The sequence below is a fragment of the Sphingobacterium lumbrici genome, from assembly GCF_006476045.1.
GTDB classification, from domain to species: Bacteria; Bacteroidota; Bacteroidia; order Sphingobacteriales; family Sphingobacteriaceae; genus Sphingobacterium; species Sphingobacterium lumbrici.
This window is the reverse complement of sequence record NZ_SRZY01000029.1, coordinates 147,495-166,476: the sequence shown is the minus strand read 5'-3', so window position 1 is coordinate 166,476 and position 18,982 is coordinate 147,495. Positions and strand designations below refer to the sequence as shown.

Here is an 18,982-nt window from a genome sequence, read left to right as displayed (position 1 = left end):
TTGTAAACATGTTATATACATAATATGAAATGGATTGAAATACCCCACTATTATCTTTCTCAAAAAGCAGTAATCCAACTTGTCGAGTTACCCGAAAAATCCTTTTGTTTGGTATGGAATGAGGATCGGTGGATTGCATTCTCCAAAAAATGTCCGCATGCAGGGGCGAATCTAGCACATGGATGGTGTGAAGGTAGGGAAGTGGTTTGTCCCTATCATCGACATCGATTTAATTTGATAGATGGAAGGGGGGCAGTAGGACAGGGTAATTATATACAGATTTATCCACTCAAAGAAGTGGATGATGTACTTTATGTTGGTCTAAAGGAGAATATATGGGATAGAATTTTTAGATAATTCGTTGTTTAATGTTGGTTGTGTTTGTTTTAAATGATTTATGTGTGAATATTAGTGGATCTTTATCTGTTTTTTGGTTTAAATTTTTATTTTTTTTAAAAAAATAACGTGTTTTATTTTATTTTATCAATAAAAATGTATTTTTGTTTAAAATAATTGTAATATGTTATGAGTTTATCAGGAAAGAAATCATTTTTACCAATTTTATTGATGTTTTTGATTGTTGTTTTGGCTTTTTTTAATCCTTCTTTGCCAAACGATGGAGTGGAATATGAATATAATGGTGCTGATGTGGCTTGGATGTTAGCGTCAACTGCTTTAGTGTTGATAATGACACCGGGTTTAGCCTACTTTTATGGAGGTATGGTCAAGAAGAAAAACGTTATTTCAACCATGCTGCAAAGTTTTATTTGCATGGCTGTTGTAGCGGTAATTTGGGTAGTATTTGGATTCTCATTGGTTTTTGGAAATTCTGTGGGGGGTATTATTGGAGATCCTACAACCTATTTTATGTTTAACGGAGTTTTAGATGGACAGCCCTGGGGGGGAGCACCTACTATTCCTTTTACGTTGTTTGCAATGTATCAGTTAAAATTTGCGATTATCACGCCGGCTTTAATTACCGGAGCATTTGCCGAACGTATTAAGTTTACTTCGTATGTTTTATTTATTGGGTTGTTTTTCGTATTTATTTATGCACCATTAGCGCATGCTACATGGCACCCTGATGGTATTCTGTTTAAAATGGGAGTATTGGATTTTGCGGGTGGTACTGTAGTACATATGTCGGCAGGCCTTACTGCATTAGCCTCAGCGATCTACCTTAAACAGGGTAAACATTTCAAAGAACATACACCTGCACGTATAACATATGTGCTATTGGGTACGGGTATGTTATGGTTCGGTTGGTTTGGTTTCAATGCGGGTTCTGCATTTGGAGCATCGCAGTTGGCAGCCACGGCACTGGCAACTACTTCCACTGCTTCGGGAGCGGCAGCGCTTACGTATATCTTTTTTGATGCGGCTAGGGGTATTAAACCATCAGCGATGGGAGTGTGTATAGGAGTTGTTGTCGGTCTGGTAGCTATTACACCCGCAGCTGGATTTGTTACGGTGCCGCATTCGCTCGTTATCGGGGCGGTAGCAGCAATTGTTAGCCGTTTGGTGATCGATTGGAGAACAAAGTCAAAATTGGATGATACATTGGACGTGTTTCCAAGTCATGGTGTAGGGGGTATGGTAGGTATGTTGCTTACAGGGGTGTTTGCGCATCAATCCATTAATTCAGCCGTCGAATCAAATGGTTTGTTTTTTGGCGAAACTTCTTTATTTGTCGCGCATGTCATCGGTTTGATAGGGGCTACTATTTTTACTTTAGTAATGGCCTTAGTTTTATTGAAGCTTACGGATACCGTTACGTCGCTGCGTGTTACGGATGAAGAAGAAGAAATTGGTTTAGATTTATCACAACACGGAGAAAAACTATAAGGTTCCGTTGTATTTACTTAAATTAATACCATGGCCTCAAGGGAAGCCGTGGTATTGTTTTTATGTACCAAATGTCATATATCATAAATTGACACTTTTTACTGTGCGAATAATCTTTAAAATATTATTACCTTTGCAGCATCAATTCAAGCTATGAGTGACGCTATAAAACACGAGTGTGGTATTGCACTTATTCGACTATTAAAGCCCCTGTCTTATTATCAAGAAAAATACGGTACGCCCTATTACGGAATTAATAAATTGTATCTCCTTATGGAGAAACAACATAACCGTGGTCAGGACGGAGCGGGAATCGCGACTATTAAATTTGATGTGAAGCCGGGCCATCGTTATATCAGTAGGTATAGGGCGATGGGATCAACTGCGGTGGCAGATATCTTTGAATACGTTCAGAAAAAATTTGCTGCTGTCAATAAGGCTTATCCGGAAGAATCAAAGGATACGCAATGGTTAAAAGATAATGTTAGTTTTACGGGGGAAGTTTTACTAGGGCATTTGCGCTATGGTACCCACGGTAAGAATAGCATTGAAAGCTGCCATCCGTTTTTACGCCAAAATAATTGGATGACACGTAACTTAGTGGTAGCAGGTAACTTCAATATGACAAATGTTGACGAGCTCTTACAGCAGTTATATGATCTGGGACAGCATCCGAAAGAACAGGCTGATACTATTACCGTATTAGAAAAAATCGGACATTTCCTAGATGATGAGAATCAAGAGCTTTTTGATCAGTTTAAAGAAGAGGGATATTCTAATATTGAGATTAGTGCACAGATAGGTAAAAATCTGGATGTCGCCAAAATCTTAACCCGTTCTGCAAAGACGTGGGATGGTGGGTACACTATTGCCGGTATATTTGGTCATGGAGATGCATTTGTAATGCGTGATCCAGCGGGTATACGTCCGGCATTTTATTATCAAGATGATGAGATTTTGGTAGTCGCTTCAGAAAGACCTGTAATTCAAACGGCTTTTAATATCCCATTAAATACGGTTAAAGAGATAAAGCCTGGTTACGCCCTGATTGCGAAAAAGGATGGTACGGTAACGGAGGAAATGTTCAGGCAACCGGCAGAACAGAAATCGTGTTCTTTTGAACGTATTTATTTCTCTCGCGGCTCGGATGCAGATATTTATAAGGAACGTAAATCTTTGGGACAATTGCTTTGTCCTCAAGTCTTACAGGCAATTAATAAAGATATAAATAATACGGTGTTTTCTTTTATTCCAAATACGGCAGAAGTTTCTTATTATGGAGTAATGGAGGGCATCAACCAATATGTTCGGGATTTTCAGAAAAATGCACTTTTAAACCGTGATGACAAAATTTCTGACGAAGAATTGGAAGAAATCTTAAATCTTCATCCTCGTTTTGAAAAACTGAATGTTAAGGATGCAAAATTGCGTACCTTCATTACACAAGATGCTGACCGTCAGGATATGGTACAGCATGTGTACGATACAACCTATGGAATAGTAAAGGATCATGAAGATACGATTGTGGCTATCGATGATTCCATTGTGAGAGGTACGACACTTAAACAATCCATTTTGACGATCTTAGACCGCCTCAATCCGAAGAAAATTGTTATTGTATCCTCTGCTCCTCAGATTCGTTACCCTGACTGTTACGGTATTGATATGTCCCGTATGGGGGAGTTCGTTGCATTCGAGGCAGCGATTTCTTTATTGAAACAAAAAGGGATGTCTCATATTATTGAGGAAGTATACCAAAAGTGTTTGGCTTCTATTACCAAACCAAAAGATGAAGTAGAAAACTATGTTAAGGCGATTTACGAACCTTTTACGGATGATGAAATTTCTAAAGAAATTGCAGCTATTGTAAGACCGCATGATCTGAAAGCAGGGTTAGAAGTGATTTTCCAGACGTTGGATAACCTACATGTGGCTTGTCCTAGCCATAAAGGAGATTGGTATTTTTCAGGCGATTATCCAACTCCGGGTGGAAACAAGGTTGTGAACAAAGCTTTCATGAATTGGATGGAAGGTAAAAATGTCCGTGCATATTTCAGTAGTTAGTAAATAGGTATTTCAATAGGAATGAGGTTGTTTCAAGAGTAGAAGCAACCTCTTTTCATTTTAATATCTTCAGTAGACAGTTTAAATTATGAGTATTTGCTGAATATTTAGTAATATTAACTGAGATACCCTCTTTCTTATATATATGGATTGTGCTTGTTTTAAATTTAATTACTTAAACAGATGTGTTTAAGTAAGCAGGCCTTTTAGTCTTCTAATACGACATAATCATCTCCATCGTACAGCAGTTCTGCTTTCTCGAAGAAGATCTCTAAAGGCGTTAGTTCTAAATCTTTTATCATAACATATTTTTTTATTTATTCAAATGTATGAGGCTATTATTAGGCTGCTATAAAAATAAGATTAAGTTTATGTTAACAGTTAATTTATTAATATACGTTCTATATATTACCATTCTAAATCCATTTATCACAACCTTCCCATTGCTTTGCTAATCCCTTGATCAAAATTGATGTTTTAGAAATAGTTTTCTTTAAAATCTTCTTTGGAAATATGTGTTACAGCATTTATGACGTGATACAATCGTAACAGTTAAAACCATTTTAAATGCACTAAATTTTTAAATAAAGAAAATGACAATACCATAATTTTGTGACAAACTAATTGATCTATTTGAACGTTATTGTAGTAAAAATAAAAGAATATGACATCACTAAAAAATGAACTTGTAGGAACATGGCGTCTACTATCTTATATTGAAGTTCCATTAGATGGCGGAGATTCAGGTTTTCCAATGGGAACGTCCCCAAAGGGTCTGTTAATTTACGCTCCGGATGGTCATATGTCTGTTCAGATATCAGGTTCTCAGGTACAAAAATATGTTTCCGGGGATCGGATGAATGCAACAGAAATTGAAATGGCAGAAAGAATGCGAGGCTATATTGCTTTTAGTGGAAAATACAATGTCGATAATAAAGCAGCAAGTGTTATGTATACGATCCAGACCTCGTTGTTTCCCAATTGGGAAGGAGGGGAACAACTGAGGAAGATTGATTTTGAAGGAGATATTTTGTATCAGAAATCTTTAGATCCTATTCTAGCGTCTGGTCGGCTGGTACACTCTTATATTACATGGCAGAAAGTAGAGAAAGATGCGACAGAAGAGATGTTAAAAGACGTAGGCGATACATCTATGTCAGCGTAAAGTATTTGATTGGAAATATAAAGCGAAAGGTCTGGGAAATTTCCCAGACCTTTCGCTTTATACATTTAGTTAAACCAATTTAATACATCTTCTTTAGCTGGCATTTGAATCTCTAGTTTCATCTTTTTACGCATTCCACCTAAATCATTAAATACTTTGTTTGGATTGGCTTCCTTAAGAGCTTCAATGGTTGTAAAACCCATTTTTTGAAGTACCGGAATCCATTCTGCCGGGATACCTTGCACAAGATAATCCTCTTCCGATGCCACTTTAACGATTTTTTCCGGGCGCATCTGTGGAAAGAATAATACTTCTTGAATAGACGGATTATTTGTTAAGAACATAATCAGTCTGTCCATACCGATCCCTAAGCCCGATGTTGGTGGCATACCATATTCAAGCGCACGTAAGAAGTCTTGATCAATAAACATCGCTTCGTCGTCTCCTTTCTCGGACAAGCGTAATTGATCTTCAAAACGCTCACGTTGATCTATAGGGTCATTTAATTCGGAATACGCATTTGCAATTTCTTTACCACAGACCATCAATTCAAATCGTTCTGTAAGTGTAGGATTATCACGGTGCTTTTTAGTAAGTGGCGACATTTCGATAGGATAGTCGGTAATGAAGGTAGGTTGGATGAAGTTGCCTTCGCACTTTTCCCCGAAAATTTCATCAATTAATTTTCCTTTGCCCATCGTTTCATTTACGGCTATTCCCATTTCTGTAGCTGCAGCTCGTAATGCCGCTTCCGATTTGCCGGTGATATCAAAACCTGTGAAATGTTTGATGGCATCGGTCATAGAAACGCGTGGATAAGGAGCTTTGAAGTCAATCTCTTTATCTCCAAATATTGCTTCTGTTGTACCATTTACTTCAATCGCACAATGTTCTAATAGGCGCTCGGTGAAATTCATCATCCAATTGTAGTCCTTATAGGCTACATATATTTCCATCGCTGTAAATTCAGGATTGTGGGTGCGATCCATGCCCTCATTTCTGAAGTTTTTAGAAAATTCGTATACACCATCAAATCCACCAACGATAAGTCGTTTCAGGTACAATTCGTTGGCAATGCGAAGGTATAAGGGCATGTCTAGTGCATTGTGATGGGTGATGAATGGTCTGGCAGCAGCTCCTCCAGGTATAGCTTGAAGTACTGGGGTTTCTACCTCCATATAACCCGCTTCATTAAAGAAATTACGCATTGCACTGAATAACTTGGTGCGTTTTACAAAAATATCTTTATTTTGCGAATTGACAATTAAATCCACATAACGCATTCTGTACCGTAACTCCGGATCTGTAAAAGCATCAAAAGTTTTGCCATCGGCTTCTTTTACGATGGGTAGAGGGCGTAAAGATTTGGTAAGGATAGTAAGCTTTTGTGCGTGAACAGATATTTCTCCTGTCTGTGTTGTAAAAACATATCCCTCAATACCTACGATGTCACCAATGTCTAGCAGCTTTTTGAAAACGGTATTATAGAATGTTTTATCGTCTTCAGGACATATTTCATCGCGCTTTACATAGGCCTGAATGCGTCCGGTAGCGTCTTGGATTTCAATGAAAGAAGCACTTCCCATAATACGACGGCTCATAATTCGGCCAGCAATCCGTATGTTCTTATAATTAAGTTTATCTCTTTCGTAATTTTCTAATATATCTCCGGCAGTTGCGTTCACTTCAAATTCATCTGCCGGAAATGGGTTGATCCCTAAATCGATGATGCCTTGAAGATTTTGTCTGCGTTGTTGTTCCTGTTCGGATAATGCAATACTCATGATTTTGTATTTTTCGAATAATCGACAAAAATAGAAAAAAGTAGTGATATTTTATTCTTTAACGCTGTTTTAATTACCAAATTCTATCTATCTTTGTGAAGCAATATTGCTAAAATATAAGGTAATAAGATATTGGTGCAAAAAACAGGTGATAAATTAAATATTATCTTGCTTTTGTGTTTGGAATAAATTATCTTTGCACCTCAATTGTTGAATATATAGTAATCATAAGATAAAATGAAAAAAGATTTACATCCATCAAACTACAGATTAGTTGTCTTTAAAGATATGTCAAATGACTATGCTTTCGTAACTAAATCTTGTGTAGACACAAAGGAATCAATTACTTGGGAAGATGGTAATGAATATCCATTAGTGAAATTAGAGATTTCTCATACGTCTCACCCGTTCTATACAGGTAAAATGAAGTTAGTTGATACTGCTGGACGTATCGATAAATTCCGTACACGTTACAACAAAAAATAATCACTTAGATTATATTTCAGTATATCAAAGTCCCGATAAGTCTCTTATCGGGATTTTTTGTATTTTTATCCTTATGTTTTCTCAACTCGTTTTATTCGACCGTATGGATAGTCGCCGACATTTATTTCCGTTGGTAGCCACTAGGCCGGTTGGTAATTTACGGGTTGGAATTCACACCCTGGAAGATAAGTGGAAAATTATCTTTAATTGTATAGTAAGTCATTGGACGGTAGATCACTTAAAGGAAAAATTTCCGTTGAACATTACTATTTCGGCTAATGTTTTGGTATTGAGTTCCAATATATTGCCTGATACAGATCTGATAGACGCACTGCTTGATCTTAAGGTAGGGGAATGTCTGTTAGATCAAAAAGGGGAATGGATAGCGAGTTATGCACGGGATCTGACAGTATTCGGTGATCTGGAAGGAAACTGGGAAAATGTTGTGGTTTTTAATAAAGAGCTTCGAAGGATCCGCTATCCGGAAGATATATTTAGATTTAATGCAGATCAGATTATTTTTGACCTGGGATATATTAAGAAGCAGGAAAAGTTGGAGAAGGCAGCAAGCTCGAATCACATTGTTGGTGATCAGTTATATATTGAAAAGGACGCGAATGTACAACACGCACATTTAGATTCTTCTTTTGGACCAATTTATATTGCTAGTGGGGCAGTAGTGGAGGGTAATGTCACGATTAAAGGACCTGTAGCGATCTGTCGAAACAGTAGGGTAAAGTCTGGGGCAAGGATATATCCGAACGTGACAATTGGAGACAATAGTACAGTAGGAGGAGAAATAAGCAATACTGTTATTTGGGGTAACGCTGCAAAAGGGCACGAAGGCTACCTTGGTTGTGCAGTAGTCGGCGAAGGATGTAATTTGGGTGCGGGAACGACGAATTCAAATCTGAGGAACGACTGGAGAAATGTAAAGGTGTATGATTATGTTTGTGATGATTTTCGGGATACAGGTTTATTGAAATGTGGAGTTATAATTGGAGACCAAAGTATGTTGGGGATTCAATCTAAAATTAATACCGGAACGGTAATTGGCGTTGGGGTACAAGTTGCAATTTCAAAATTTATTCCCAAATTTGTCCCGGACTTTTTATGGCTTACCGATACACAAATCGAGGCTTATAGATTTGAGGATTTTGGTATGATGCTTGAACGAAAAGCGGCAGTTAAACACGAGCAGGATATAACGTCCTTAGATAAAAAATGTTATAGATGGGTGTTTGATGATGCCCGAGAATTAAGAAACAGAATAATCAATACTAAATAAATAATCATGCGTAAAAACATTGTTGCGGGAAACTGGAAAATGAATTTGAATTACGAAGAAGGGGTAAGCCTTTTTTCGGAAATCGTTAATATGGTCAAAGATGAGGTAATAGGCACTCAGGAGATTGTTGTCTGTAGTCCGGCCATCCACTTGTCAAGTTTAGGGAAACTGGCTTCTACATCATCTAACGTGGCTATAGGAGCGCAAAATATTCATCAGGCAGAATCAGGAGCTTATACAGGTGAGATATCAGCCTCTCAGGTGAAATCAATTGGGGCTTCCCATGTGATTTTAGGTCATTCTGAGCGGCGTGCTTATTTTGGGGAGACAGATGAGCTTTTGTCAGAAAAAGTAAATGCAGCATTAAAGTGTAATTTAGTTCCTATTTTCTGTATTGGAGAGACAAAAGATGAACGTGAATCGGAACGTTTTTTTGATGTGATACAAGCTCAATTGGAAAAAGGGTTATTCCACCTGTCAAACGAAGAGTTCGCTAAAGTAGTATTGGCGTACGAACCGGTGTGGGCGATTGGTACAGGGTTGACCGCTTCTCCGGAACAAGCTCAAGAAGTACATGCCTTTATTCGTGAAACTGTGGCTAATCAATACAGCCCGGAGATTGCTGATAATACGACTATCCTTTACGGCGGAAGTTGCAATCCTTCTAATGCGGGTACTTTATTTTCGCAACCTGATATTGATGGGGGGCTAATTGGAGGAGCTTCGTTAAAATCCCGTGATTTCTTGGAAATTGTAAAAGTTTTTAATACATAAAATGAAGTATGCTTCAGTAGTTTTTATTTCTTCTGATATTGAAGATTGGCAGAAAGATTTGTTTATTGCCGAGTTAGGTGAAATTGGTTTTGATACCTTTGAAGATACCGAAAATGGGTTTGTAGCCTATATACCTTCTGCTAATCTTGATGTCCAGGTTTTAGAAACGCTTATTTTGACGCAAGCGCACGGATTTCATTTAGACTATGAAATTAACGAATTAGGGGAAGAGAACTGGAATATATTGTGGGAGAGCAACTTTAATCCCATTATCGTAGATGACCAATGTTATGTGCGTGCTACCTTTCACGAAGCACAGCCCGGATACGCATACGAAATTGTAATAGATCCTAAAATGTCGTTTGGTACCGGTCATCATCAAACGACATCCATGATGCTTTCTTTTATTTTAGAAAACAATTTTGAAGGTAAGCGGGTTTTAGACATGGGATGTGGTACAGGGATCCTCGCTATTTTAGCATCCAAGAAAGGAGCGGAATCTATTATGGCGGTAGATTTTGATTCTATATGTGTTGAAAGTGTTGAGGAGAATAAAAAGTTGAACGGAATTTCGAATATTACTTCGTATTTAGGATCGAAAGAAGTCATTGGTGATAGTGCCTTTGAAACGATATTGGCAAATATTAATCGTAATATTCTATTGGATCAATTAGACGTGTATGCAGGATCCTTGGCAGCAAATGGTGAATTATATATGAGCGGATTCTATTACGAAGAGGATTTAATGATTATTCGACAAAAATGTGAAAGTTTAAACTTATTCTTTAAAGAAAGTAAAAAGCTGGATGCTTGGTGTTCTGCAAAATTTATTAAGAAATAGTTCATGCGTATTCATTTTATAGCAATAGGTGGCAGTGTAATGCATAATTTGGCAATTAGCTTAGCCAAATCAGGTCATCAGGTTTCGGGATCTGATGATCAGATCGTTGAACCTTCTAAATCCAGATTAAGCCAATCAGGACTGCTGCCGAAAGAATTGGGCTGGCACCCTGAAGTGATATCATCTGATTTGGATGCTATTATTTTGGGGAAACATGCGTCAGCGGATAATCCTGAACTCAAAAAAGCTCAGGAACTGAATATTAAAATCTATTCGTTCCCCGAATTTGTCTACGAACAGAGTATTCAGAAAACACGTGTAGTGATAGCCGGTAGTTATGGAAAAACAACCATAACCAGTATGATAATGCATGTATTGAAAAAAATAGGCAAAGAGTTTGATTATCTTATTGGTGCCAAATTAGAAGGCTTCGATTCACTGATAAAGCTCACGCCTTCGGCGCCTATTATCATCATTGAAGGTGATGAATTCTTTGCATCATCAATAGATCATCAATCTAAATTCCACTATTATCATCCGAATATCGCCCTTATCAGCAATATTTATTGGGATAATTTTAAGGCCTTGATTTCTGAAGAAGAATATTATAGACAGTTTGAAACCTTTATTGATACCATTGTTGTTAAAGGTACTCTGATTTATAACAAGGACGATCATAACCTCCGTAAGATTGTTGAAGAAACTATGGATTGTAAGATAAATCGTCATGGATACAAATTGCCCTCGTACACCATCAACAAAGGAGTCACATTTTTGCAGGTAGGGGAGCGCGAAATTCCGTTGGAAGTAATAGGGAAGCACAATTTATCTAATATTGCCGGTGCCTTTACCGTATGTGAATGGTTAGGGATCAAACGAGAGGATTTTTATGATGCGATTAAGGACTTCAAAAGTTCTATCCGTTATCTGGAATTCGTAGCGAGCGAGAATGGGAGCGTTGTCTATCAGGATTTTGCCCACACACCCTCCAAGCTGAAATCCAGCATCCATGCGATTAAGGAACAATTTTCTGCTTCCAAATTACTGACGGTAATTGAATTAAATCCGTATGAAGTCATCGATGATGCTAAAGTTGTTCAGTACAATGGAAGTTTGGATGAATCTGATTTTTCTATAGTATTCATTAATAAAAACAGTATTAAAGAAAAAAATATATTATTGGGTAATATTATTGAAAAGGTGATGGAGGTGTTTGATCATTCTGGTTTGCAGATCATTACTGAATTAGACGGATTATACGACACTCTTGAACAGTTTGATAGTGAGGGTGTTAATATGCTTTTTATGAGTTCGAATAACTATACTGGTTTAAATTTATTAGGTTTTGCTGATAAATTTCTTCAAAAAAAGATCTAAAACATTTATTAAATATTGTTTTCTTTAATATATTTTTTTTACTTTTGAAATAATAACATACATTTTGCCGATGAATGCATTAGGAAAAAAAATTAGATTACTTAGACACCAGAAGGGGTGGAGCCAAGAAGATGTAGCAAAGCGATTAGATATATCTATTCCTGCATTTTCAAAAATCGAAACAGGTATTACCGATGTGAACTTGTCTCGTTTGAATCAAATTTCAAAGCTATTTGGTTTAACATTAGTCCAGTTATTATCAACTTCAGATTCCGAAGAAGATAAAGCTAAAGTTGATGAAGTGAATGAGCTCAATAAAAAGCTTCAACAACGGGAAGCCGAAGTTATCGAATTGCAAAAAAAAGTAATTGATCTTTACGAACAACTTCATAAGAAATAAATACTTTTATGAAGGTTCTCTTGATGGTGGTTATTGATGAGTGTTGAAAACAAGATTCTTAAACTTTCAGAAAAATAGAAAAGGCAGACGTTTATTTTTACGCTGCCTTTTTTGTAACCTCTAAAATGATTATGTAGATTAGATTTACAGTATTTCCCTAGAAATCTTCGTCCTCGTCATCAAAATCATCAAACCCGCTTACAGAATCAATTTCTAAATCAAAATCATCATCATAAACATCTTCTGAATCATCTTCAGGACCGTTAAAATTGATTAAACGCTCATCAATTTCACTACTTTTTACAGTCTCGTTAATCATAGCTATAGTATTCTTACTGTTGTTATATCAAACGTAAAATTAGAGAAGATATTTGAAACTATAAACTTTTTTTAAAAATTATAGTATTGTTTTTCAGTATGTTAAAAAAGATAAAACTCTTCCCGGAAAATTTTATTCCACCGTGTCTCCTATACTGTTTTCTTCAGCTACTATGTCTTTTAACTGTGGTAAATCTTTGACACTGTTAATGCCAAAGTGATTCATAAATTGATCACTTGTTGTGTAAAGCAAAGGCTTACCGATGCTTTCGGCTTTTCCACCTATTTTGATTAAATCTTTCTCCAATAAGCGTTGGATGGAATAATCGCAATTCACTCCTCTAATCTGTTCCACCTCTATTTTTGTAATCGGTTGCCGATAGGCTATGATAGCTAGTGTCTCAAGTGCCGATTGACTCAGTTTTTTTCGGTCGCGATGAGCCTGTAAATGATTGATCGCTTCATGATAGATTTCCTTTGTCAAAAACTGGTATTGATTATTAATTAAGGAAAGCGAAAAGACAGTGTCTTCGCTTTCATATTTTAATTCTATTTTACCTAAAAAATCTAAAACCTCTTCTTTGTTGATGTCAATAGCAAGCGCATCTTGTAATACTTGCTTAATATCATTAGCAGATATTCCTTCTTCGGAAGCAAAGATCAGCGCTTCAATATTTAAGATGATATCTTTCAAATCTAATAATTAATTACTTGTTCTACCATTGATTCGGGGATCTCTCTGAATTGATATGTCTGGGTACGGAGCTGGGGTTCGAACCCAGCTTCTGCAATTGCATCCTGAATAGTTTGCGAAGTGAAGCGGTGAGGAGCTCCTGCCGCCGAAACCACATTTTCTTCAATCATAATGGAACCAAAATCATTTGCTCCGCCATGCAGGCACAATTGAGCCACTTGTTTCCCTACAGTGAGCCAGGATGCCTGAATATTTTTGATATTAGGCAACATGATACGGCTTAATGCAATCATTCGTATATATTCGTCTCCTGTTACATCATTGGTAATACCGCGTAGACGCTTTAGGAGCGTTCCATCATCTTGGAATGGCCAAGGTATGAAGGCGATAAATCCATGATGCCCCTCCGGCTTTTCATCTTGTACTTCTCGTATCCAGACCAAATGTTCGAAACGTTCTTCGATTGTTTCGATATGCCCAAACATCATTGTGGCCGAAGTGGGAAGATTAATTTTGTGTGCAGCACGCATGACATCCAACCATTCCTGCCCCCCACATTTACCTTTAGAAATTAAACGGCGTACGCGATCATTTAATATCTCCGCACCGGCGCCGGGTAGTGAGTCTAATCCTGCTTCTTTGAGAACGGTAAGCACATCGATATGGCTCATGCCTTCTAACTTGGCAATGTGTGCAATTTCCGGTGGACCTAGCGAATGCAGTTTAAGGGTAGGGTACAAATCCTTTAACTGTTTAAATAACGAAGCATAGAATTCGATGCCTAAATCTGGATGATGCCCTCCCTGTAATAAAAGTTGATCACCTCCGTATTTAAAGGTCTCTTCAATTTTTTGCGTGTATGTCTCTATATCTGTAATATAACTTTCTTCATGCCCCGGACGTCTGAAAAAATTACAGAATTTGCAGTTTGCAATACATACGTTCGTTGTATTTACATTCCGGTCTATCTGCCAGGTTACTTTACCATGCGGAACCTGAACTTTACGAAGCTCATTGGCCACATAGGTCAGATCGGCGGTAGCTGCATGACGATATAAGTAAATACCTTCTTCTTTTGATAAAAAATCAAAATTTAAGGCGCGTTCCAATAAAGAATTTACATCCATTAGAACAAAGATACACAGTTTTTTTGTTAAATTTTAACTATCGAATGTAAGAGGTGCGCGCAGTAGCTAGATCAAAATCATCAAGACACAGGAAATGATGACCATACACGTAATAGTAATTCGGAACTCTTTTTCAGGTAATATTTTCACGAGTTTTATGCCAAGCACTCCTCCTAATACAATAAATGGAAGTGCTATGAAATTCAGTAACACACCCGCCCAACTTATATTCTGCCAAACAAAGAACTGTAAGGGAATTTTGATGTAGTTTAAGATCATGATAAACCACGCTCCAGTGGCTACTAAAGCATATTTATTTAAGTTCTTGGTCAATAGATAAACGGATACTGCCGGCCCTGCAACATTACCGATCATAGTCGAAAATCCTATGATAAAACCAAAAAGGGGTGAATACCATTTTCCATTGGTGATGGTAAGTTGTTTGGTTTTGCCAAGCTTTTCCATCCACAACATAATACCTATTCCCAAAATAATGCATGCTCCCATTGTTATTTTAAAGGCCGTGTCATCAATATACTTTCCGATGATTAAAGCTGCAGTTAACCCAATCAACGCCATCGGTAACAATTTCAGAACTTCAGCCCATACCAGCTGCTTTCGGTAGTAGATCACACCCATCAAGTCTGCCAAGGCGAGCAATATAAGTACGATACCGGTTGAGTATTTTGCGCCAAAAAGTATGGCAAATAGAGGTACCGCCAACGAACCTATGTTTTGAATCCCCGTTTTGGACATCCCTATCAGTAGTGCACATGTAAAATACAGTACCCAACTCGATGTGTCTGGTAGGAGGGCTAGTGCTTCGTCAAACATTATTTCGTCAGTAGGGCCAAGATTTTTGAAGCATCTATTTCTGTGTAATCCTGAATGTAAAGATTGCAGGGAGGAAGTTGTTCCTTTGTATGTGAGCTTAATACACCCACAACTTTCATATTTGCATTAATTGCTGCAGATATTCCAGAAAACGAATCTTCAAAGATGACACAACGACTTGGATCTACACCTAAGTTTTGAGCGGATGTTAAATACACTTCAGGGTCGGGTTTATGTTTAGTAACATTTTCACTAGCCAATAAGGATTCCATTTTCGGACGGATACTCAATCCGTCGATAACAAGGTCCATGTTGGCCTTCGGAGCGGAAGTGGCTACGCCAGTTTTGAAACCGCCATCTTTCAAATCCTCCAAAAAAGCTACAAAATTTGGAATAGATTTTATCTCTGATTTATATATTTCCCTAAATAATCCCTCTTTTTCGTTTTCCAGTTGTAAAAGCTCTTCACCGACAATAGGTTTTTTGAAAAAATGGCTCATAATATATGAATTATGTTTGCCATACATGTGATGCTCAAACTCTACATCGCTATAAGGAATTTTGTGCTTATTGAAGAAGACTTCAAAGGCTTTAGCATGGTACGGATTCGTATGTGCGATTACACCGTCCATATCAAAGATCACCGCATAATTATTCATGACGCAAACTTAGAGATATTTGGAATCATACGCAATTATAATCTCATTGAATATACCGGCTGAGCTAAGGGGGGTATCACAAAATTTTATGAGCTGGAAAACTCTCTAAAACAGAAAAACCTTCTCTATTTTCAATAGAGAAGGTTTTTAAAGTACCTAGGGCGGGAATCGAACCCGCACTCCCTTAACGGGAACAGGATTTTAAGTCCTGCGTGTCTACCAGTTCCACCACCTAGGCAACTGAGCGAAAGACGAGATTCGAACTCGCGACCCCAACCTTGGCAAGGTTGTGCTCTACCAACTGAGCTACTTTCGCTTGACGTGGTGCAAATATAGGGAGAAAAATTAAATTCTAAAATTATTGCAATTTATTTTTTGCTATGTCAGGATAAAATGCTCAATCTGTGTAAATTAATTTTTAATCTCTACACTATTATGTCATTCTGAAGTGAATTTGGTCTTGTTTTTGTCTATTTTTGCCGTTGAGTCATTTTGATCGTATGAAGATTTTTAAATTGTTATTTTCGTTTATTGTGTTTGTGCCTACATTCCTTGTGGCAAATACCTATCCCGAAGTCATTTTTGACAATAGTCTGGTAAAGGGTGTTTATGCAAAAAGTACGATAAATTATAGTGGAAAGAGTTGGGTAGAAAATGTAAACCATCATTTGTTGGTATCCGACACACTCTTTTTTACACCCGGTAATGCCTTATCGTTGAAATATATTTCGGCAGAAGAGGGGAATTGGAAAGCTGAAATTAAATACAGCCGTCAAAAATATCACTACAAGTTTGATAATGATGATTTTTTAAGCATTCGAATTTTTGTAAAAAGTACGGAAACAGGGGTGGAAGATTTACCAAAGCTATATGTAAAACAACCCAATAGCACCTCTATGTCATTTTCACTCGAAAAGTTTATTATCGATTATGAGGTTAATAAATGGGTTCAGGTGAAGATTCCGATAAGTGCTATTCGGGATATCAATTTCAACGAGCCCATTGGAGCTATTGGATTTCAACAACACAAAAGCTCTAATCGCTTACAGCATATTTTTATCGATCAGATCGAATTTTTGGCAAAGAATTACCCGCAGGTAAAATTGTCTTCACCGGCAATCCTTACTGATGCTGTTCCTTACGACAGGCAGGTACATTTAAAATGGCAATTGCCCCTGACACCAAGTATACATTACATTAAAATCTATCGTTCAGAAGATGGAGAAAATTTTAAGCCAATTGGAATACGCCCGGTTCAAATGCAGTCTTGTTTGGATATGGTGCCGATTTTGGGTAGAAAATACTATTACAAAATCGCTTGGGTTGATTACAATTATCAAGAATCACCATTCTCCGCGGTAAAGGAAATTATGGCCAAAGAGTTGAAAGAGAGTCAATTGTTGGATTTGATTCAATTGGCGCATGTCAATTATTTTGTAGAAAACTATGATGTTAACAGTGGGATGTATATGCCTTTCCGGATGAAAGATAAAGCCGTTGTATCTACAAAAGAAACGGGAGGGGCTATTATTTCATTACTGATTGGAGCTGAACGTAAGTTTATTTCGCGGCAAGCGGTGTATGGACGGATATCAAAAATTGTCTATTTCCTGTTGAAAGCTCAAAACAATAAGGGTATATTCCCTTCTTATTTTAATGGGAGGGGGGGAGTTCCCGAATATCGAAATGATAGTCCTCAATATGATGTGTCGGCCACTTCCAATATACTGGAAGCACTGTTGATTGCACGGGAATATTTTTCAGGCGATTCGGTAGAAGAAGTGGATTTGAGAAAGCGGATTACTAAACTTTATGAAGGCATTAATTGGCAGGAGCTCACGTTGGAAGGGACTAATGATATATTGAGATCTTCGTTGCCAGCGGCCGGGGATCTAAATACGCCGTTGCAACTTACACTGCATGGTATTAATGAATCGATCAATACCTATTTTTTAGCAATGGCGGCTCCCAAATTTCCGTTGCCATTAACAAGTTATTACAATGCAGTGTATCACAATTATAGTTCTTATAAACCTGATCCGATAGAAGAGGGTGAGGTAGATATACATGCAGATAGTTTAGCTTCAGATACCCTCTTGTTGTCAGAAAATCAAAAATTGGTGACCTTAATAGACACATTTATTCAAACATCAATTTTGAAAGATACGCTTTTGTATGGTAGTCCACTCAAACTCGGAGAATATAATCGAAGCTTGATGGAACTGTATAAGACCTTTTTGACGGTATCACCCGACCTTGTACAGGATACGGTTCTTGATTTTAAAGAAGTACTGAATTCTTACGTCCATTTTGTAAAGCGGCGTGACAATGAAATGGGGGTAGGTTCCACCGATAGCGATATATGGGGGTTTTATCAACACCGTGATAGTATAGGTAATTATCGCATAAATCCGTCTATCGCACCTTCATCTATTTTTGTGGATAAAGAGGTCGGATTGCAGGCAGTTTTAGCACTCTATCATCAATATGGAAATGTGCTGTTTACAGAATATGGATTTAGATCTTGGTTGGACCTGCGTAATGATGACGTCTCGGATGAATATTTGGCTACCAATCAATCTACATTATCCATTGCTTTGGAAAATTATCGTTCGGGTTTGATCTGGAAATTATATGCACAAATTCCTGAATTAAAAGCCGTACGCGAAAGTTTATTTGCCATAAATCTTGAACCGGTTAATGAATAATTTAAAAGATTCGTTTATCTTTATGCGGATTAATGATCATAATGTATATGAATAAAGTACTTTTATTATCTGTTGCAGCCATCACCTTAGGATTTACTGGCTGTAAGCAACAAAAAATAACAGCATTGCCAGGAGCAGTTATTTCAAAAGACGGTACAGATGATGGTTTAAAAAATGTGAAATCAGAATTTGACGATGCAGCACGTATCAACGAGGGAATTAAGTTTACGTTATCCTCTGACTTATTATTCCCATCTAATTCTTCGTATTTAACGGATAAAGCGAAAGTCGAAATCAGTAAATTAGCTAAGATCTTAAAAGAAGACAGTAAGAAAAAAATAAGGGTAGATGGACATACTGACGCTACAGGTGAAGCGGGGTATAATCAATGGCTATCCGAAAAAAGAGCAACTTCTGTGAAGAATTTTTTAGAAGATTCAGGTATTTCCGCTTCACGGATTTCAATTAAAGGCCTGGGACAAACCAAGCCGGTAGGTGATAACAAAACCCCGGAAGGCAGACAACAGAATAGAAGAGTAGAAGTGGTTATTCTGGACTAGATAGACATCGGAAGAAAAAATTTATAAACAAGCAGCAACATGTTCAATATGTTGCTGC

General features: G+C 37.4%; 18 protein-coding genes and 2 tRNA genes. 12 read left to right on the top strand and 8 right to left on the bottom strand.

Going from position 1 to position 18,982, the window contains the following annotated elements; translation table 11 throughout:
- Positions 1-24: 24 nt before the first annotated feature.
- The 4 genes from E4F24_RS11695 (at position 25) to E4F24_RS11680 (ending at position 5,074) form a co-directional block, all read left to right on the top strand.
- The gene (locus E4F24_RS11695; protein WP_140938981.1) at positions 25-357 is read left to right on the top strand and encodes a Rieske (2Fe-2S) protein; all 333 of its coding nucleotides are present in this window, start codon (positions 25-27) and stop codon (positions 355-357) included.
- A 168-nt stretch (positions 358-525) separates the two neighbouring features.
- The gene (locus tag E4F24_RS11690; protein WP_140938979.1) at positions 526-1,845 is read left to right on the top strand and encodes an ammonium transporter; all 1,320 of its coding nucleotides are present in this window, start codon (positions 526-528) and stop codon (positions 1,843-1,845) included.
- Positions 1,846-1,998: 153 nt separating this feature from the next.
- Positions 1,999-3,909, top strand: coding sequence for an amidophosphoribosyltransferase (locus E4F24_RS11685; protein ID WP_140938977.1), 1,911 nt, complete (start codon positions 1,999-2,001; stop codon positions 3,907-3,909).
- A gap of 664 nt (positions 3,910-4,573) precedes the next feature.
- Positions 4,574-5,074, top strand: a complete 501-nt coding sequence (locus tag E4F24_RS11680) for a lipocalin-like domain-containing protein (protein WP_140938975.1) — start codon at positions 4,574-4,576, stop codon at positions 5,072-5,074.
- 65 nt (positions 5,075-5,139) lie between these two features.
- On the opposite strand, the gene lysS is transcribed toward E4F24_RS11680, so the two are convergent.
- Complete coding sequence (gene lysS / locus E4F24_RS11675; RefSeq protein ID WP_140938973.1) at positions 5,140-6,858, bottom strand: lysine--tRNA ligase; 1,719 nt, start codon at positions 6,856-6,858, stop codon at positions 5,140-5,142.
- Positions 6,859-7,095: 237 nt separating this feature from the next.
- Between lysS and E4F24_RS11670 the strand changes: the two genes are divergently transcribed.
- The 6 genes from E4F24_RS11670 to E4F24_RS11645 all read left to right on the top strand — a co-directional run bounded on the left by E4F24_RS11670 (position 7,096) and on the right by E4F24_RS11645 (position 12,024).
- Positions 7,096-7,344: a type B 50S ribosomal protein L31 gene (locus tag E4F24_RS11670; protein ID WP_136821761.1), complete on the top strand. Its 249-nt coding sequence runs from the start codon at positions 7,096-7,098 to the stop codon at positions 7,342-7,344.
- Between the two features lie 73 nt (positions 7,345-7,417).
- Complete coding sequence (locus E4F24_RS11665; protein WP_140938971.1) at positions 7,418-8,632, top strand: putative sugar nucleotidyl transferase; 1,215 nt, start codon at positions 7,418-7,420, stop codon at positions 8,630-8,632.
- Positions 8,633-8,638: 6 nt separating this feature from the next.
- Complete coding sequence (gene tpiA / locus E4F24_RS11660) at positions 8,639-9,406, top strand: triose-phosphate isomerase (RefSeq protein WP_140938969.1); 768 nt, start codon at positions 8,639-8,641, stop codon at positions 9,404-9,406.
- 1 nt (position 9,407) lies between these two features.
- On the top strand, positions 9,408-10,247 hold the full coding sequence (prmA, locus tag E4F24_RS11655; protein WP_140938967.1) for a 50S ribosomal protein L11 methyltransferase: 840 nt from the start codon (positions 9,408-9,410) through the stop codon (positions 10,245-10,247).
- A 3-nt stretch (positions 10,248-10,250) separates the two neighbouring features.
- On the top strand, positions 10,251-11,624 hold the full coding sequence (locus tag E4F24_RS11650; protein ID WP_140938965.1) for a Mur ligase family protein: 1,374 nt from the start codon (positions 10,251-10,253) through the stop codon (positions 11,622-11,624).
- Between the two features lie 70 nt (positions 11,625-11,694).
- Positions 11,695-12,024: a helix-turn-helix domain-containing protein gene (locus E4F24_RS11645; RefSeq protein ID WP_140938963.1), complete on the top strand. Its 330-nt coding sequence runs from the start codon at positions 11,695-11,697 to the stop codon at positions 12,022-12,024.
- Positions 12,025-12,181: 157 nt separating this feature from the next.
- Here the strand turns inward: E4F24_RS11645 and E4F24_RS13835 are convergent, their stop codons facing one another.
- The 7 genes from E4F24_RS13835 to E4F24_RS11615 form a co-directional block, all read right to left on the bottom strand.
- Complete coding sequence (locus tag E4F24_RS13835) at positions 12,182-12,343, bottom strand: hypothetical protein (RefSeq protein ID WP_181182459.1); 162 nt, start codon at positions 12,341-12,343, stop codon at positions 12,182-12,184.
- Positions 12,344-12,475: 132 nt separating this feature from the next.
- Complete coding sequence (gene scpB, locus E4F24_RS11640) at positions 12,476-13,036, bottom strand: SMC-Scp complex subunit ScpB (RefSeq protein WP_140938961.1); 561 nt, start codon at positions 13,034-13,036, stop codon at positions 12,476-12,478.
- Positions 13,037-13,038: 2 nt separating this feature from the next.
- The gene (gene mqnC / locus E4F24_RS11635) at positions 13,039-14,163 is read right to left on the bottom strand and encodes a cyclic dehypoxanthinyl futalosine synthase (RefSeq protein WP_140938959.1); all 1,125 of its coding nucleotides are present in this window, start codon (positions 14,161-14,163) and stop codon (positions 13,039-13,041) included.
- A gap of 66 nt (positions 14,164-14,229) precedes the next feature.
- Positions 14,230-14,997: a sulfite exporter TauE/SafE family protein gene (locus tag E4F24_RS11630; RefSeq protein ID WP_140938957.1), complete on the bottom strand. Its 768-nt coding sequence runs from the start codon at positions 14,995-14,997 to the stop codon at positions 14,230-14,232.
- Positions 14,997-15,656, bottom strand: coding sequence for an HAD family hydrolase (locus E4F24_RS11625; protein ID WP_140938954.1), 660 nt, complete (start codon positions 15,654-15,656; stop codon positions 14,997-14,999). Before E4F24_RS11625 ends, E4F24_RS11630 begins: the two co-directional genes overlap by 1 nt.
- A 153-nt stretch (positions 15,657-15,809) precedes the next feature.
- Positions 15,810-15,894: transfer RNA gene (locus tag E4F24_RS11620), tRNA-Leu, on the bottom strand.
- Positions 15,895-15,899: 5 nt separating this feature from the next.
- Positions 15,900-15,972: transfer RNA gene (locus E4F24_RS11615), tRNA-Gly, on the bottom strand.
- A gap of 184 nt (positions 15,973-16,156) precedes the next feature.
- On the opposite strand from E4F24_RS11615, the gene E4F24_RS11610 reads away from it, so the two are divergent.
- Both E4F24_RS11610 and E4F24_RS11605 read left to right on the top strand, forming a co-directional pair.
- Positions 16,157-18,364, top strand: a complete 2,208-nt coding sequence (locus tag E4F24_RS11610) for a glucoamylase family protein (RefSeq protein WP_140938952.1) — start codon at positions 16,157-16,159, stop codon at positions 18,362-18,364.
- A 47-nt stretch (positions 18,365-18,411) separates the two neighbouring features.
- The gene (locus E4F24_RS11605) at positions 18,412-18,924 is read left to right on the top strand and encodes an OmpA family protein (protein WP_235891210.1); all 513 of its coding nucleotides are present in this window, start codon (positions 18,412-18,414) and stop codon (positions 18,922-18,924) included.
- Positions 18,925-18,982 lie beyond the last annotated feature (58 nt).

Coding starts and splice junctions, on each gene's coding strand:
- E4F24_RS11695 (WP_140938981.1), top strand. CDS start 25: ATGAAATGGATTGAAATACCCCACTATTATCTTTCTCAAAAAGCAGTA.
- E4F24_RS11690 (WP_140938979.1), top strand. CDS start 526: ATGAGTTTATCAGGAAAGAAATCATTTTTACCAATTTTATTGATGTTT.
- E4F24_RS11685 (WP_140938977.1), top strand. CDS start 1,999: ATGAGTGACGCTATAAAACACGAGTGTGGTATTGCACTTATTCGACTA.
- E4F24_RS11680 (WP_140938975.1), top strand. CDS start 4,574: ATGACATCACTAAAAAATGAACTTGTAGGAACATGGCGTCTACTATCT.
- lysS (WP_140938973.1), bottom strand. CDS start 6,858: ATGAGTATTGCATTATCCGAACAGGAACAACAACGCAGACAAAATCTT.
- E4F24_RS11670 (WP_136821761.1), top strand. CDS start 7,096: ATGAAAAAAGATTTACATCCATCAAACTACAGATTAGTTGTCTTTAAA.
- E4F24_RS11665 (WP_140938971.1), top strand. CDS start 7,418: ATGTTTTCTCAACTCGTTTTATTCGACCGTATGGATAGTCGCCGACAT.
- tpiA (WP_140938969.1), top strand. CDS start 8,639: ATGCGTAAAAACATTGTTGCGGGAAACTGGAAAATGAATTTGAATTAC.
- prmA (WP_140938967.1), top strand. CDS start 9,408: ATGAAGTATGCTTCAGTAGTTTTTATTTCTTCTGATATTGAAGATTGG.
- E4F24_RS11650 (WP_140938965.1), top strand. CDS start 10,251: ATGCGTATTCATTTTATAGCAATAGGTGGCAGTGTAATGCATAATTTG.
- E4F24_RS11645 (WP_140938963.1), top strand. CDS start 11,695: ATGAATGCATTAGGAAAAAAAATTAGATTACTTAGACACCAGAAGGGG.
- E4F24_RS13835 (WP_181182459.1), bottom strand. CDS start 12,343: ATGATTAACGAGACTGTAAAAAGTAGTGAAATTGATGAGCGTTTAATC.
- mqnC (WP_140938959.1), bottom strand. CDS start 14,163: ATGGATGTAAATTCTTTATTGGAACGCGCCTTAAATTTTGATTTTTTA.
- E4F24_RS11630 (WP_140938957.1), bottom strand. CDS start 14,997: ATGTTTGACGAAGCACTAGCCCTCCTACCAGACACATCGAGTTGGGTA.
- E4F24_RS11625 (WP_140938954.1), bottom strand. CDS start 15,656: ATGAATAATTATGCGGTGATCTTTGATATGGACGGTGTAATCGCACAT.
- E4F24_RS11610 (WP_140938952.1), top strand. CDS start 16,157: ATGAAGATTTTTAAATTGTTATTTTCGTTTATTGTGTTTGTGCCTACA.
- E4F24_RS11605 (WP_235891210.1), top strand. CDS start 18,412: ATGAATAAAGTACTTTTATTATCTGTTGCAGCCATCACCTTAGGATTT.